This window comes from Pseudomonas sp. Pseusp97 (assembly GCF_047304025.1).
GTDB lineage: Bacteria > Pseudomonadota > Gammaproteobacteria > Pseudomonadales > Pseudomonadaceae > Pseudomonas.
In genome coordinates this window covers 1-14,082 of the sequence record NZ_JBGLYK010000154.1, presented here as the reverse complement: position 1 = coordinate 14,082, position 14,082 = coordinate 1, and the positions used below count along the sequence as shown (strand labels likewise).

Annotated in this window: 13 protein-coding genes; 6 read left to right on the top strand and 7 right to left on the bottom strand. The window is 66.7% G+C overall.

Annotated features, from left to right (window positions below; all coding sequences use genetic code 11):
• Together ACCC94_RS21220 and ACCC94_RS21215 are read right to left on the bottom strand one after the other, a co-directional pair.
• Positions 1-945 (bottom strand): TPM domain-containing protein (locus ACCC94_RS21220; RefSeq protein WP_413351510.1); only part of this gene is annotated, 945 nt, incomplete at its 3' end.
• On the bottom strand, positions 942-1,556 hold the full coding sequence (locus ACCC94_RS21215) for a LemA family protein (RefSeq protein WP_413351509.1): 615 nt from the start codon (positions 1,554-1,556) through the stop codon (positions 942-944). The genes ACCC94_RS21220 and ACCC94_RS21215, both read right to left, overlap by 4 nt.
• Before the next feature lie 146 nt (positions 1,557-1,702).
• Between ACCC94_RS21215 and ACCC94_RS21210 the strand changes: the two genes are divergently transcribed.
• The 3 genes from ACCC94_RS21210 (at position 1,703) to ACCC94_RS21200 (ending at position 3,632) form a co-directional block, all read left to right on the top strand.
• Positions 1,703-2,533 (top strand): EamA family transporter, encoded by an 831-nt coding sequence (locus ACCC94_RS21210; RefSeq protein ID WP_413351508.1) that lies wholly within the window; start codon positions 1,703-1,705, stop codon positions 2,531-2,533.
• Positions 2,534-2,633: 100 nt separating this feature from the next.
• Entirely contained in the window at positions 2,634-3,020 is a 387-nt protein-coding gene (locus tag ACCC94_RS21205) for an MAPEG family protein (protein WP_413351506.1), read from the top strand.
• A gap of 144 nt (positions 3,021-3,164) precedes the next feature.
• On the top strand, positions 3,165-3,632 hold the full coding sequence (locus ACCC94_RS21200) for a c-type cytochrome (RefSeq protein WP_413351505.1): 468 nt from the start codon (positions 3,165-3,167) through the stop codon (positions 3,630-3,632).
• A gap of 135 nt (positions 3,633-3,767) precedes the next feature.
• On the opposite strand, the gene ACCC94_RS21195 is transcribed toward ACCC94_RS21200, so the two are convergent.
• Positions 3,768-4,166 (bottom strand): DUF1090 domain-containing protein, encoded by a 399-nt coding sequence (locus ACCC94_RS21195; RefSeq protein WP_413351504.1) that lies wholly within the window; start codon positions 4,164-4,166, stop codon positions 3,768-3,770.
• 193 nt (positions 4,167-4,359) lie between these two features.
• Between ACCC94_RS21195 and ACCC94_RS21190 the strand changes: the two genes are divergently transcribed.
• Positions 4,360-5,373, top strand: coding sequence for an alpha/beta hydrolase family esterase (locus ACCC94_RS21190; RefSeq protein ID WP_413351503.1), 1,014 nt, complete (start codon positions 4,360-4,362; stop codon positions 5,371-5,373).
• On the opposite strand, the gene ACCC94_RS21185 is transcribed toward ACCC94_RS21190, so the two are convergent.
• The gene (locus tag ACCC94_RS21185) at positions 5,370-6,116 is read right to left on the bottom strand and encodes a metallophosphoesterase family protein (protein ID WP_413351502.1); all 747 of its coding nucleotides are present in this window, start codon (positions 6,114-6,116) and stop codon (positions 5,370-5,372) included. The two genes, ACCC94_RS21190 and ACCC94_RS21185, sit on opposite strands and share 4 nt — an antisense overlap.
• A gap of 171 nt (positions 6,117-6,287) precedes the next feature.
• On the opposite strand from ACCC94_RS21185, the gene ACCC94_RS21180 reads away from it, so the two are divergent.
• Positions 6,288-7,592: a ferric reductase-like transmembrane domain-containing protein gene (locus tag ACCC94_RS21180; RefSeq protein WP_413351500.1), complete on the top strand. Its 1,305-nt coding sequence runs from the start codon at positions 6,288-6,290 to the stop codon at positions 7,590-7,592.
• Positions 7,593-7,597: 5 nt separating this feature from the next.
• Here the strand turns inward: ACCC94_RS21180 and ligB are convergent, their stop codons facing one another.
• The 3 genes from ligB to ACCC94_RS21165 all read right to left on the bottom strand — a co-directional run bounded on the left by ligB (position 7,598) and on the right by ACCC94_RS21165 (position 11,743).
• Positions 7,598-9,265, bottom strand: a complete 1,668-nt coding sequence (ligB, locus tag ACCC94_RS21175) for an NAD-dependent DNA ligase LigB (protein ID WP_413351498.1) — start codon at positions 9,263-9,265, stop codon at positions 7,598-7,600.
• Between the two features lie 268 nt (positions 9,266-9,533).
• Positions 9,534-10,724 carry a methionine adenosyltransferase gene (gene metK, locus ACCC94_RS21170; RefSeq protein ID WP_413351496.1) on the bottom strand — a complete coding sequence of 397 codons (1,191 nt, stop codon included), beginning with the start codon at positions 10,722-10,724 and terminating at the stop codon, positions 9,534-9,536.
• A 17-nt stretch (positions 10,725-10,741) separates the two neighbouring features.
• A complete protein-coding gene (locus tag ACCC94_RS21165) occupies positions 10,742-11,743 on the bottom strand; it encodes an ArsR/SmtB family transcription factor (protein ID WP_413351493.1) in 1,002 nt (333 codons plus the stop codon).
• A gap of 225 nt (positions 11,744-11,968) precedes the next feature.
• Here ACCC94_RS21165 and tkt point away from each other — a divergent pair, with 225 nt between their 5' ends.
• Positions 11,969-13,966, top strand: coding sequence for a transketolase (gene tkt / locus ACCC94_RS21160; protein ID WP_413351491.1), 1,998 nt, complete (start codon positions 11,969-11,971; stop codon positions 13,964-13,966).
• The last annotated feature ends 116 nt before the right edge of the window (positions 13,967-14,082 follow it).

The window sequence follows — 14,082 nt, the reverse complement described above, 5'->3', positions numbered from 1 at the left end:
CCGGAAGCCACCGCCTCCACCGCCTCCACGACCGCCGCCGCCACGGCCGATCGAGCTGATGATCATCAGCAGCAGTTGCAGCACGCCGGAGGTCAGCCACATCGGCGGCAGGAAGAAGATGTACAGCACCAGCGGGATCGAGAAGGAACCGATCATCTGCTGCTGCAGGGCTTCGGGATTGGCTTCGCTGAACAGCAGCACTGCCGAGGCCACGCCGCCGACCAGGGCGCTGCACAGCAGGTAGCGGCCCATGCTGCGCTGGCGCAGCCACTGAACCGGGAACAGCAGGCAGAGCAGCGGCACGCCCACCAGCAGGGCGAGCAGGCCGAGCAGGCGCGCGGGCGGGATTTCCTCGGCGGCGCTGGAGTTGCGGTTGGAATAGGCGTCGCTGTAGCCCGTCACCGGTCCCGTCTGCGGCAGTTGATCCGCTGTGCTCGCGTCGGGTTCGGCAGGCGCCGCCGCTGGCGGCTCGATCAGCGCGACCAGGCTGTCCACGCCGGCCTGGATGCCACCGGCGAAGTCACCCGTCTTGAAGTGCGGGACTATCTGCTCGCGGATGATGCGTCCGGCCTGCACGTCGGTGATGGTGCCTTCCAGGCCGTAGCCGACTTCGATGCGCAGCGCGCGGTCATCCTTGGCGATCACCAGCAGCACGCCGTCGTCCACGCCCTTGCGGCCCAGCTTCCATTGCTCGAAAGCTCGTACCGCGTAGTCCTCGATGCTGTCCTCGCCGGTGCTCGGGATCAGCAGCACGGCGATCTGCGCACCCTTGCGTTGCTCGAGGCCGGCGAGCTGGCTTTCCAGCTGTGCGCGCTGGCCCGCGTCGAGAGTCCCGGTGAGGTCGGTGACGCGGGCGCTGAGCGGCGGGATGGCGACCGGCGCGGCCTGCAACAGGGCCGCCCAGCACAGCAGCAGGGCGGCCAGCAGCCAGCGCGGCAGGGTCATTGCGCGGGCTGCGCCGGCGCGTTGCCGAAGTCCACTTTAGGCGCGGTGGAGATGGCGGCTTCGTTCTCGACGCTGAAGTTGGCCTTGGGCTGGTAGCCGAAGATCTTCGCGGTGATCACCTGGGGGAACTGGCGAATCATCACGTTGTACTCCTGCACGGCCTTCACGTAGCGGCCACGGGCGACAGTGATGCGGTTCTCGGTGCCTTCGAGCTGGGTCAGCAGGTCCTTGAACAGGCCGTCGGCCTTGAGCTGCGGGTAGTTCTCGGTGACCACCAGCAGGCGCGAGAGCGCCGAGCTGAGTTCGCCCTGGGCCTGCTGGAAGCGCTTCACGGCAGCCTCGTCGCCGAGCTGGTCGGCATTGAGCGTGGTGCTGCCGACCTTGGCGCGGGCCTCGGTCACCTGCGTCAGCACGCTGGCTTCATGGGAAGCGTAGCCCTTCACGGTGCTTACCAGGTTGGGGATCAGGTCCGCGCGGCGCTGGTACTGGTTGAGCACTTCCGACCAGGCGGCCTTCACCTGTTCGTCGCCGGCCTGCATGGCGTTGTAGCCGCAACCGGAGAGCAGGGGGACCAGAATGTAGCCGGTGAGAAACTTGATCAAACGGGGCATGGCAGGCGCTCGTGCTGACGAAAAGGCCCAGTCTAGGCCAGTTCCGGCTGAGGAGTCAGATGGAAATGTCCGAAACAGCCGGTGCTTGCCGGTGACGGGGTGGCTCGGGATAGAATCCAGTTGGTCTATACCAGGAGTTCATTTCCGTGCTCGCCACAACCCTGGTGCTGCTGGCCGCCCTGCTGCACGCCACCTGGAACACCCTCGTCAAATTCAGCAACGACCGCCTGCTGGTAGTTGCCTGCATGGACGTCGTCGGCCTGGCCGCCGGGCTGGCGCTGCTGCCCTGGATCGAGATTCCGCCCGCCGGGGTCTGGCCCTGGCTGCTGGCCGCGGTGTCGCTGCAGCTGGTCTACCGGGTGCTGCTGATCCAGGCCTACAAGGTCGGCGATCTGGGACTGGTCTACCCGCTGATGCGCGGACTGTCGCCGCTGGTGGTGCTGGCGCTGACCCTGTATTTCGGCGGCGAGCACCTGACCGACAGGCAGATCCTCGGCATCCTGCTGATCCCGGTCGGCATGCTGTTCCTGCTCAAGGGCGGCGGCGGCTCGAAGCTGCCGTGGATCGCCTATCCCACCGTGCTGCTGATGGGCCTGTGCATCGGCAGCTACACCTGGACCGATGGCAACGCGCTGAAGCTCTGGCCCAGGCCGCTGGACTACCTGGTCTGGCTGTCGCTGCTGTCCGGCCTGCCTTTTCCGCTGGTGGCGCTGGTCGGGCGCACACGCGCCTTCGCCAAATTCTGGATCAACGACTGGAAGCTCGGCCTGAGCGTCGGTTTCTGCGTGCTGCTCAGCTACGGGCTGGTGCTCTGGGCCATGCAGCTGGGCTCCATTGCCGAGGCCGCCGCGTTGCGCGAGACCAGCGTACTGCTGGTGGTGCTGTTCGGCATGCGCTTCCTCAAGGAGCCCTTCGGCCTGCCACGGCTGGCTGCGTGCAGCCTGGTGCTGGCCGGCATGCTGGTGATGAAGCTGTGAGGATTGGCCCGCGCTACAAGCCGGACCGCCAAGTCGGTCAAGGACGTGGCCTGTGGCTGTGACCTAAGCTGCGCGCTTTCCCCTCGACGAGATTTTCCCCATGCCCATTGCCTTCTGGTGCGTCCTGATCGCGATCTTCCTGCCCTACGTCGGCACCAGCCTCGCCAAGTTCACCGGCGGCGGCTTCGGCCCCCGGCAGAACCACGATCCGCGCACCTTCCTCGCTTCCCTGGAGGGCTACCGCAAGCGCGCCAACGCCTTCCAGATGAACAGCTTCGAGGTTACCCCGGCCTTCGCCGCGGCGGTGATCATCGCCTACGTGGTGAACAACGCCGAACCCGCCACCATCGACCGCCTGGCCATCGCCTGGGTCACCAGTCGCCTGCTCTACCTGATTTTCTACGTGGCCGACCTGGCGCTGCTGCGCTCGCTGGTCTGGTTCCTCGGCATGGGGCTGATCATCGCGATCTTCGTCGTTTCGGCCTGACCTGGGCGCGCCTGAACGGCGGCTGAACGAAAGGCGCGCGGCTGCGGCGGATGGCCGCAGCTGCTCGGGCGTGGTCTGGAACATTCGGACATCGGGGCGGATAATCCGCCGCTTCCGTGTCCAGCCGTCCTACAAGAGTCCCCCATGAAGTTGAAGACCCTGCTCGTTCTGCTGCTCGCCGGCGCGGCGCTCGCCGGCTGCCATCGCCAGGACCCCAACTCGCCGGAGTACAAGCGCCAGGCGGTGTTCAAGGAGATGCTCAAGACCAGCGAGGACATGGGCGGCATGCTGCGCGGACGCATCCCCTTCGACGCGGACAAGTTCCGCGCGAACTCGACCAGGCTCGGCGAGCTGGCCGACAAGCCCTGGCAGTACTTCCCCAGTACCCAGCCGCCGGCCGATCAGGTGGAAAGCGACGACACCCGCGCCAAGGCGGAAATCTGGCAGCGCCAGCTGGAGTTCCAGGCCGACGCCAAGACCTTCGAGCAGGCCGTCCGCACCCTGGGCGAGAACACCCGCAATGCCGCGCCGACGCCCGAGGGCGTACGCAAGGACTTCGCCGCGGTGGAAGATGCCTGCGAAGCCTGCCACAAGAAATTCCGCGCGCTCTGACGCCGGAGTCCCTTGTAGGAGCGAGCTTGCTCGCGAACAGGGCAGTCCCGTCTGCAGTTCTGCTAAGGCCTTGCTGCAAAGCGCTTCGCGAGCAAGCTCGCTCCTACAGTCAGCGCGACTCGCGAAGCAGGGCCTTTACTCCTCCAGCTCGCGCTTGGCCTGCTCCAGTTCGGCGCGGGCTTCGGCCAGTTTGTCCTTGCGCTTCTCGATCTTCTCCGGATCGCCCTTGTTCATCGCCTTGCGCAGGTCTTTCTCGCGCTGGGCGACGTCCTTCTCCGCCTCCAGCACGTTCTGCTTGCGCTCTTGCGTGAGACTGGCGTCGGTGCAGTAGGTCTTCACCTTCTCCAGGGCGGTCTGCAGGCCGGCGACGCGATTGCCGTTGCCCTGGGCCTTGGCCTGTTCGAGTTGGGTTTCGATGGCGGCACGCTTGGCCGCACAGCCGGTCAACGGCTGCTGCGCCGCATCGGCGGCCAACAGCGGGCTTGCGCAGCCGAAGGCGAAAACGGCGGCCATCAGGGCGGAGCTTCGGAACATTTTCGGAATCCTTGGTTACCAAACACTATGACGTTGGAGTCAACGGCTAGAGTTTGCCATGGACGGGATGAACGGAGGCTGCCTCAGGACAATTGCCCCGGCCATCGGCCCCCGGGCATTGGTGTCCAAGGACCTTCGCCTGAGGAACAGGCCGGGACTCGCAAGGCCCGCCGGGCGGGCAAGGAGAGGCGGTATGCGGGTGGCGATGCGGATCGTGCAGGCACTCATCGCGCTGCTGGTGCTGGCGCTGCTGGTGGGCGGCTGGTGGTATGTCCCCGGCGAACTGAAGCAGCGGCCGGTGCTGACCGGCAGCAGCGAGGATGCCTCGGTGCGCCAGGGCGAACGGCGCCGCAGCTATGTGCTCTACGTGCCGCAAAAGCTCGCCGAGCATCCCGCGCTGCTGGTGGTGCTGCACAGCTCGCAGAGCAACGGCGAACGCATGCGCCGCGACAGCGGCTACCGCTTCGACGCGCTGGCCGACCGCGACGGTTTCCTGGTGCTCTACCCGGACGGTTTCGAAGGACACTGGAACGACTGCCGGCGGGTCGCTTCCTACAGCGCGCGGCGTCTGAACATCGATGACGTCGGCTTCCTCTCGCAGATGATCGAAGGCCTGCAGCGGGAGCGCGGCGTCGATCCCTCGCGGGTGTTCGTGACCGGTTACTCCAACGGCGGGCAGATGGCGCTGCGCCTGGCCGCCGAGGCGCCGGACAAGATCGGTGGCGTCGCCGCCGTGGCCGCCAGCCTGCCCAGCACCGACAACGATGCCTGCCGCCCCGCCGAGCAACCCAAGGCGGCGCTGTTGATGAATGGCACGCGAGATCCGATCAACCCCTACGGCGGTGGCCGGGTCACGCTGTTCGGCTTCGGTGATCGCGGCAATGTGCTCTCCGCCGAGGATTCCGCCCTCGCGCTGGCACGGCGCAACGGCCAGGGCGGCGAACCGCAGGTGGACAAGCTGACCCAGCCGGGCCCGGTGTGGACGCAGCGGCAGCTCTGGGCTGGCGCTGACGGACCGCCGGTGGAGCTGGTGACGGTGTTCGGCGGTGGGCACCTGATTTCGCAGCCGCTCTACCGGCCGCCGCGCCTGCTCGGCCAGATCGACCCGCAGTTGGATGGCCCCGCTGAAATCTGGCGCTTCTTCAGCGCGCTCTCACCTGCCGAGACTCCTCGTGACGAGCCTCCACCTGACGAGCCGCCGTTCTAGAGTTCGATCACCCGGCAGGGATCGAATCCACTGTCCTCGCCGGGGTAGGCGCCGGGATTGGCGACGATGCGCGCCTTGCCGATGCGATAGTCCAGGCACTCGTGCACATGCCCGTGAATCCACAGGTCGCAGCGCTCCGCCAGGCCTTCCAGGTTCGAGGCGAAAGCGGGCGACAGGGCGTCCCCGACATAGTGCGAGGGGATGGAGCGGGTGCTGGGGGCGTGGTGCGTCACCACCACCGTCGGGCCGGCGAAGGGTTGCTCCAGCTCTGCCGCCAGCCATTCGCAGCTGGCGCCGCACAGCTCCCGGCTCATCCCGGGGGTGAAGGGCTGGGTGAAGTAATCCACCGTAGTGAAATCGGGCATCAGCAGCTGTGCCTGCTCGCAGGCCAGTTCCGCCGCACGTTCGCCGTAAAGCTGGAAGTCCGTCCACAGCGTGGTGCCGAGGAAGCGCACGCCGCCGAGGACCACTGCATCCTTCTCGAGGAAGTGGATATCCAGCGCGCGGGCGAGGTTGCGCATGGCCTGGGTCAGCTCCGGCAGGTCGGAGTGGTAGTACTCGTGATTGCCGGCGACATAGATGATCTGGCTGTCGGCGAACTCCTCGCGTGCCCAGTGCAGGCCTTGCAGGTGCTCGTGGATGTCCCCGGCCAGCACGACGACATCCGCGGAGGTCTGCGGCAGTTCGCGGCGGCCATTGGGGAAGTGTTCGTGATGGAGGTCGGACAGTACTCGCAGGCGCATGGCAAAAACAGGGCTGTAGGAATGTGCCGAGCATAACGAAGGACGATGCCTTTGACATGCGTCATGGCAATGCCGATGCCTACCTAAAGTCCTTACTAAATTAAGGGATGATTCAGAAGAATCCTTCAGCTTCCGCTTGGGCTCGCTGCTTTGGCGCCCCAAGGAGGACTCATGAAACTCATCTGGATCGTACTCGTGGCCGTGGCGGCCACCTTTGGCCTGGCGCTGTTCATCGACCCGCCGGCAACGCTGGACATCTGGGTCCTGCGCAAGCAGGCCATTCTCTTCACCGGCGTCGCGTCCTTCGCGCTGATGTCGCTGATCATGCTGCTGGCGGTGCGCCCGGTCTGGCTGGAAAAGCCGCTGGACGGCCTCGACCGCATGTACCGCGCGCACAAGTGGGCGGGCATCCTGGCCATCGTGCTGGGCCTTGCCCACTACCTGATGGAACTGGGCGGGCCGCTGCTCGCCGAGTTCATCGCCAAGCCGGCGAAGGGACCGCGGGTGGAAACCTTCCTCGACGCGTTCCGTGGCTCGGCCAAGGACCTGGGCGAATGGTCGGCCTGGCTGCTGGCGGCGATGCTGGTCATCACCCTCTGGCAACGCTTCCCCTACCACCTGTGGCGCTACGTCCACAAAACCCTCGCGCTGGTCTACCTGGTGCTCGCTTTCCACGGCGTGGTGCTGGCGCCGGCGGGCTACTGGACGCAGCCGATCGGCTGGCTGGTGGGGCTTTGCGCGGCGGTGGGCAGCCTTTGCGCAATCTGGTCGCTGACCGGGCAGATCGGCCGCCGGCGCAGCCATGAAGGCGTGGTGGTCGCGATCGAGCGCCCCGGCGAGCGCATGCTGGAAGTGACCTGCAAGCTGCAGGGCCGCTGGCAGCATCGGGCCGGCCAGTTCGCCTTCCTCACCTGCGACCGCCTGGAAGGCCAGCATCCCTTTACCCTTTCCAGCGGCGACCGTGGCAATGGCGAGGTGCGCTTCAGCATCAAGGCGCTGGGGGACTACACCCAGCGCCTTCAGGCTGGGCTGAAGGTCGGTGATCCGGTGAAAGTGGAAGGGCCGTACGGCCGCTTCGACTTCCGCCGCGACAAGGGCGAGCGGCAGGTTTGGATCGCCGGCGGCATCGGCATTACCCCATTCCTGGCGTGGCTTGAATCACTGCAGGCACGGCCGCAAGACTGCCCGGAAGTGACGTTGCTGTACTGTGTGCGCTCGCCGTCCGATGCCATCTACGCCGGCCGTCTACGCGAACTGTGCGCGAAATTGCCGCGTATCGACCTGCGTGTGCACTACAGCGAGAGCGAAGGCTACCTGCAGGCCGCCGATCTGGGGCTGGCGCCCGGTGCGCAGGGGCGCTGGCCGAGCGTCTGGTTCTGCGGTCCGCAGGCGCTGGCCGAACTGCTGCGCCGTGACCTGCGCCGCCAGGGCATGCCGGGCAGCCGCTTCCACCAGGAAGCCTTCCAGATGCGCTGAGGCGCTCAGAAGCCGGCGACACCCAGGTCGTGTAACTGCCCGCGCAGTTGCACGATCTCCGGCGCGGTGAAGAAGGCTTCCAGCTGTGCCGCGCGGACCTTGCCGATGCCGGGTCGCTCCTGCCATTGCGATGCGCTGCGGGCGGCCAGGGCGGTCCAGTTCTCTCCTGCTGGATGAACGCTGGGAGAGGGCGTACCGAGCGCGCGCAGCCAGACAGCGAACGAGCGTTGGCGAGCCAGCTGGAACTGCTGGTGCAGGCTGGCGGCGCTGCGCTCGCCCAGGCCGGGCACCTGGATCAATTGCTCCGGTGTCAATGTCATCCAGTCGAGCAGTCCCGCCAGCAGGCCGGCTTCGTGCAGACGTCGCCAAGTGCCCGGACCGATGCCCGATAGCCCCAGGCCGTTCTTGCCGCCCAGCCATTGCAGGCGGGCGAGAAATTGCTCCTCGCAGCCAGCGCTGGGTTGCCAGCAGGAGAGGGCGTTGAACTGCTCGTCCATCGGCACGGCCAATTCGGGGCGAATCGGCGAGCGCCAGACCACGCCGTCCAGCCGCGGGATGGTCAGCCCGGCGAGGGCGATGGCGACCTGGTCGCCGGGGCGAACGTCGAGGCTGCGCCAACGCTTGAGCGAGCCGGCGCCGACGCGCTGGATGGTTCGCCCATCCAGTTCCACCGGGGCGAGATGCAGCACAGGTGTGACCCGTCCGCTGCGCCCGACCTTGAACTCCACGCGCCGTACTTCGGCCAGTGCCTGTTGATGCGGGTACTTCCACGCCACCGCCCAGCCCGGCGCCTGTGCGCTCCAGGCCTTGCCCGGCGGTCGGCGGCCCTGGCGGATGACGATGCCGTCGCTGGCGAACGGCAGCGGCTGGCGATACCAGCGTTCGCGCCACGCCTCGATATCGGGCTGCCCTGCCACTGCCTCGGTCAGCTCGGCACTGTCGCCGAATCCCAGCTGGCGCAGGCGTGCCAGGCGCTCGGGCATGTCCAGCGGGCCGTCCGGCAACTCCCAGATGAACAGGCCGATCTGCTCACCTTCGTCTCCCAGTTCCCTGCGCGCCATCAGCCCTGCAACCTTGCCGCGCGCTCCGGCCCCGCCTTGCAGCGCTTGCACATGTCGCGGCAGGCGCCAGTACAGCTCGCCTTGCACTACCAGCCGACCGCGTTCGCCGGGTAGTGCCTTGGGGATGGCGGCTATCCGCTGCGCATTGGCTGTCCAGTCCTGCCCGGCGGTGCCGTCGCCGCGGCTGATTGCCTGGACGAAGCGGCCGTCGCGATAGATCAGCGTGACTGCCACGCCATCGACCTTGGGCTGCACCCAGAGGTCGCTGCGGTTCGCCAGCCAATTGCCCACCGCCGACGCATCGGCCAGCTTGTCGAGGCCGGTGTGGACGAAGGGGTGACGAATCTCCCCGGTGCTGCTGGCCAGCGGTGATTCGGGTGCGGAAAGGACTTGCGGGGAGCACGCCTGCCATTGCCGGAGCCGCTCGCGGGCCTGGTCGTAGAGTTCGTCGGCGACCGGGGATTGTCCGTCGCGGTGGTAGGCCTCATCCCATTGCTTCAGCTGTGTACGGAGTGCTTCGATCTGCTCTGGTGCCTGCTGGGCAGGCCAGTCAGGGCAGGCCTGGATGGTTGTGGCAAGACCAAGCAGCAGGACGAGTAACAGGCGTGGCATGGCGGACCTCCGCGCGGGGCAATGGAGGGCAGCCTAGAAGCGCCCAGCGGTGGTCGAGGCCGAGGGAGGGGAAGGATGCTTCGCAGAGCTTCGTCGGACGCCGGCGGCAGGCTCGGGGGCCTTGAAGTCTTGTGTAGGAGCGAGCTTGCTCGCGAACCTCTCAACGCCGTCGCTGGGGCCATTCGCGAGCAGCTCGCTCCTACAAAAATCCCTTGCGCCAGAAATGAAAAAGCCCCGCCAAGGCGGGGCTTTTTCCTGCTACCGGGTCTTACAGGCCGGCGGCGTCACGCAGGGCGGCAGCCTTGTCGGTGCGTTCCCAGGTGAAGGCGGTGAAGGTGTCGTCACCGTAGGTCATTTCGTACGGGTTGCGACCGAAGTGGCCGTAGGCCGCGGTCGGCTGGTACATCGGGTGCAGCAGGTCGAGCATCTTGGTGATCGCGTACGGACGCAGGTCGAAGTGCTCGCGGACCAGCTGGATGATCTTGTCATCGCTGATCTTGCCGGTGCCGAAGGTGTTGATCGAGATGGAGGTCGGCTGGGCCACGCCGATGGCGTAGGACACCTGGATCTCGCAACGCTCGGCCAGACCCGCGGCCACGATGTTCTTGGCCACGTAACGGCCGGCGTAGGCGGCGGAGCGGTCGACCTTGGACGGGTCCTTGCCGGAGAACGCGCCGCCGCCGTGACGGGCCATGCCGCCGTAGGAGTCGACGATGATCTTGCGGCCGGTCAGGCCGCAGTCGCCCACCGGACCGCCGATCACGAAATTGCCGGTCGGGTTGATGTGGAACTGGGTGTCCTTGTGCAGCAGCTCGGCCGGCAGCACCTGCTTGATGATCAGCTCCATCACGCCTTCGCGCAGGTCCTTGTAGCTGACTTCCGGGTTGTGCTGGGTGGACAGGACGATGGCGTCGATGCCGACGACCTTGCCGTTCTCGTAGCGGCAGGTGACCTGGGACTTGGCGTCCGGACGCAGCCACGGCAGCAGGCCGGACTTGCGGGCTTCGGCCTGGCGCTCCACCAGACGGTGGGAGAAGCAGATCGGCGCGGGCATCAGCACGTCGGTTTCGTTGCTGGCGTAGCCGAACATCAGGCCCTGGTCGCCGGCGCCCTGATCTTCGGGCTTGGCGCGGTCGACGCCCTGGTTGATGTCCACCGACTGCTTGCCGATGATGTTCAGCACGCCGCAGGTGGCGCCGTCGAAGCCGACGTCGGAGCTGTTGTAGCCGATGTCGATGATGACCTTGCGCACCAGGTCTTCCAGGTCGACCCAGGCGGAGGTGGTGACTTCACCGGCGATGATCGCGACACCGGTCTTCACCAGGGTTTCGCAGGCCACGCGGGCGTATTTGTCCTTGGCGATGATGGCGTCGAGCACCGCATCGGAAATCTGGTCCGCGATCTTGTCCGGATGGCCTTCGGAGACGGATTCGGAGGTGAAAACAGAGTATTCGCTCATCTAACGGTTCCTATCATTTACCGGTGGGTGAGGACGCTTCGCGAATCCGGTTTGGCGAAGTGCCGTACCTGGATCTGAAAGCCATTGCGTAAACCGATGTAAACACTTTCGCCGGACGCGAGCCCGGCGGCGTCGGCCCAGTGGGCCAGGTCTTCCTGTTCGAACCCCAGCCAGAGATCACCACAGGCCTCGCGGGCCCAGCTCTGGTCGTGGCTGCAGAGTTCGGTCACCAGCAGGCTGCCACCGGGTTTCACCAGGTGCGCCAGCTGCTTCACGGCCTCCGCCGGTGCGGCAAAGTGGTGCAGCACCATGTTCAGCACCACGCAGTCCGCCGCGTCGTCGACATCCTGCAGGGCGTCGCCCAGCCGCAGCCGGACGTTGTTCAAACCTTCGCTGGCGCAGCGTTGCCGTGCCAACTCGAGCATGGCCTGGCTGTTGTCCAGCGCCGTGACCTGCGTGAAACGCCGGGCCAGCTCGGGGAGGAACCCGCCATCGCCGGGGCCGACTTCCAGCGCCGTGGCGCCGGGGGCGAAGCTCAGTGCATCGAGCAGCGCCAGCACGCTTTCGCGGTATTGCGGCAGTCCTGCGATCAGGTCCTGGGTCGCCTGGAACTTCTCCGCGCTGCGGGCAAAGAAGTCGCGGCTGGCGGCGGCACGCTGGGCGTGCACGCCATCGATGCGGGCGCTGACGTCGTCGGCCAGCGCCAGTTCGTCCACCTCTTCGAGCAGCGCTCCGTGCAGCGTGCCACCCAGGCTTTCGCCCTGGGGTAGGGCGCGGCGATAGAAGATCGCGTTGCCTTCGCGGCGGGTGGCGACCAGACCGGCCTGGGCCAGTACCTTGAGGTGGTGGCTCATGCCCGACTGGCGCACGCCGAAGATATGCGCCAGCTCCAGCACGCCGAACGAATCGTTGGCCAGCACCCGCAGCACGTTCAGCCGCAGCGGATCGCCGCCGGCCTTGCACAGGGCAGCCAGCTGGTCGCAATCGTCGTGGCGGATTTCGGGCAGGCGCAGACTCATAGGTCGCGCAGTCTAGTCGTGGCTTCCGGAGCGGGCAATAGCTGTATCAAAAAGTTTTGATATTGGCGGATGAGTGGTTTTTGGCCGTCTGGATGACGCAACCCCGTGCCTTGCATCAGCCATCTGCCGATCTGTCATTGCCCCGCAGGGCCCGGCTGGGCGAAAATGCCGGCCTTTTTTCATTCCCTTCGATCTTTCGAAGCAGCCCCCGCAGGAGATTCAGCGATGCCCAGCCGTCGTGAGCGAGCCAACGCCATCCGCGCACTGAGCATGGATGCCGTGCAGAAAGCCAACAGCGGCCATCCCGGCGCCCCCATGGGCATGGCGGATATCGCCGAAGTGCTCTGGCGCGACTACCTCAAGCACAACCCGAGCAACCCGCAGTGGGCCGACCGCGACCGCTTCGTGCTGTCCAACGGCCACGGCTCGATGCTGATCTACTCGCTGCTGCACCTCACCGGCTACGACGTCACCGTCGAGGACCTGAAGAACTTCCGCCAGATGCACTCGCGCACCCCGGGCCATCCGGAGTACGGCTACACCGCCGGCGTCGAGACCACCACCGGCCCGCTGGGCCAGGGCATCGCCAACGCCGTGGGCATGGCGCTGGCCGAGAAGGTACTGGCCGCACAGTTCAACCGCGACGGCCACAGCATCGTCGACCACTACACCTACGCCTTCCTGGGCGACGGCTGCATGATGGAGGGCATCTCCCATGAAGTCGCCTCGCTGGCCGGCACCCTGCGCCTGAACAAGCTGGTTGCCTTCTACGACGACAACGGCATCTCCATCGACGGCGAAGTCCACGGCTGGTTCACCGACGACACCCCCAAGCGCTTCGAAGCCTACGGCTGGCAGGTGATCCGCAACGTCGACGGGCATGACGCCGACGAGATCAGGACCGCCATCGACACCGCCCGCAAGAGCGACGCGCCGACCCTGATCTGCTGCAAGACCATCATCGGCTTCGGTTCGCCGAACAAGCAGGGCAAGGAAGAAAGCCACGGCGCCGCCCTGGGCGTCGACGAAGTGGCCGCCACCCGCGCCGCGCTGGGCTGGAACCACGCCCCGTTCGAAATCCCGGCGGACATCTACGCCGAGTGGAGCGCCAAGGACACCGGCGCCACCCGCGAAGCCGAGTGGAACAAGCGTTTCGCCGCCTACCAGGCCGCGCACCCGGAACTGGCCGCCGAGTTCGAACGCCGCGTTGCCGGTGAGCTGCCGGCGGACTTCGCCGAGAAAGCCGCCGCCTACGTCGCTGACGTCGCCCTGAAAGGCGAGACCATCGCCAGCCGCAAGGCCAGCCAGAACGCCCTGAACGCCTTCGGCCCGCTGCTGCCGGAACTGCTGGGCGGCTCCGCCGACCTCGCCGGCTCCAACCTGACCTTGTGGAAAGGCTGCAAGGGCGTGAGCGCCGACGATGCCAACGGCAACTACCTGTTCTACGGCGTGCGCGAGTTCGGCATGAGCGCCATCATGAACGGCGTGGCCCTGCACGGCGGCTTCATCCCCTACGGCGCGACCTTCCTGATCTTCATGGAGTACGCCCGCAACGCGGTGCGCATGTCCGCCCTGATGAAGCAGCGCGTGCTCTACGTGTTCACCCATGACTCCATCGGTCTGGGCGAAGACGGCCCGACCCACCAGCCGATCGAGCAGCTGGCCAGCCTGCGCCTGACCCCGAACCTGGACACCTGGCGCCCGGCGGATGCCGTGGAATCCGCGGTGGCCTGGAAGTACGCCATCGAGCGTGCCGACGGTCCGTCCGCGCTGATCTTCAGCCGCCAGAACCTGCCGCACCAGCCGCGCGACGCCGCCCAGCTGGCCGACGTGGCCCGTGGCGCCTACGTGCTGAAGGATTGCGACGGCGAGCCGGAACTGATCCTGATCGCCACCGGCTCCGAAGTCGGTCTGGCCGTGCAGGCGTTCGACAAGCTCAGCGCCGAAGGCCGCAAGGTGCGCGTGGTTTCCATGCCGTCCACCAGCGTCTTCGACCAGCAGGACGCCGGCTACAAGCAGGCCGTGCTGCCGGTGCAGGTGGCTGCGCGCATCGCCATCGAAGCCGCCCACGCCGACTACTGGTACAAGTACGTCGGCCTGGAAGGCCGCGTCATCGGCATGACCACCTTCGGTGAGTCGGCCCCGGCCCCGGCGCTGTTCGAGCACTTCGGCTTCACCGTCGAGAACGTGCTGGAAGTCGCCGCCGAGCTGCTCGAAGCCTGATAAGGCTCTTGTAGGAGCGGGGGCTCGGGCGCCCCGCAGCTAACAACTAGGAGGCGCAGTGCGCCGATCGCTGTTAACGAAAGGGGAAACAATTGCAAGAGGGCGTACACGGGTGG

Excerpts from the sequence above, each read along its gene's own strand:
- ACCC94_RS21215 (WP_413351509.1), bottom strand. The coding sequence starts at position 1,556 with ATGCCCCGTTTGATCAAGTTTCTCACCGGCTACATTCTGGTCCCCCTG.
- ACCC94_RS21205 (WP_413351506.1), top strand. The coding sequence starts at position 2,634 with ATGCCCATTGCCTTCTGGTGCGTCCTGATCGCGATCTTCCTGCCCTAC.
- ACCC94_RS21200 (WP_413351505.1), top strand. The coding sequence starts at position 3,165 with ATGAAGTTGAAGACCCTGCTCGTTCTGCTGCTCGCCGGCGCGGCGCTC.
- ACCC94_RS21195 (WP_413351504.1), bottom strand. The coding sequence starts at position 4,166 with ATGTTCCGAAGCTCCGCCCTGATGGCCGCCGTTTTCGCCTTCGGCTGC.
- ACCC94_RS21190 (WP_413351503.1), top strand. The coding sequence starts at position 4,360 with ATGCGGGTGGCGATGCGGATCGTGCAGGCACTCATCGCGCTGCTGGTG.
- ACCC94_RS21185 (WP_413351502.1), bottom strand. The coding sequence starts at position 6,116 with ATGCGCCTGCGAGTACTGTCCGACCTCCATCACGAACACTTCCCCAAT.
- ACCC94_RS21180 (WP_413351500.1), top strand. The coding sequence starts at position 6,288 with ATGAAACTCATCTGGATCGTACTCGTGGCCGTGGCGGCCACCTTTGGC.
- ligB (WP_413351498.1), bottom strand. The coding sequence starts at position 9,265 with ATGCCACGCCTGTTACTCGTCCTGCTGCTTGGTCTTGCCACAACCATC.
- metK (WP_413351496.1), bottom strand. The coding sequence starts at position 10,724 with ATGAGCGAATACTCTGTTTTCACCTCCGAATCCGTCTCCGAAGGCCAT.
- ACCC94_RS21165 (WP_413351493.1), bottom strand. The coding sequence starts at position 11,743 with ATGAGTCTGCGCCTGCCCGAAATCCGCCACGACGATTGCGACCAGCTG.
- tkt (WP_413351491.1), top strand. The coding sequence starts at position 11,969 with ATGCCCAGCCGTCGTGAGCGAGCCAACGCCATCCGCGCACTGAGCATG.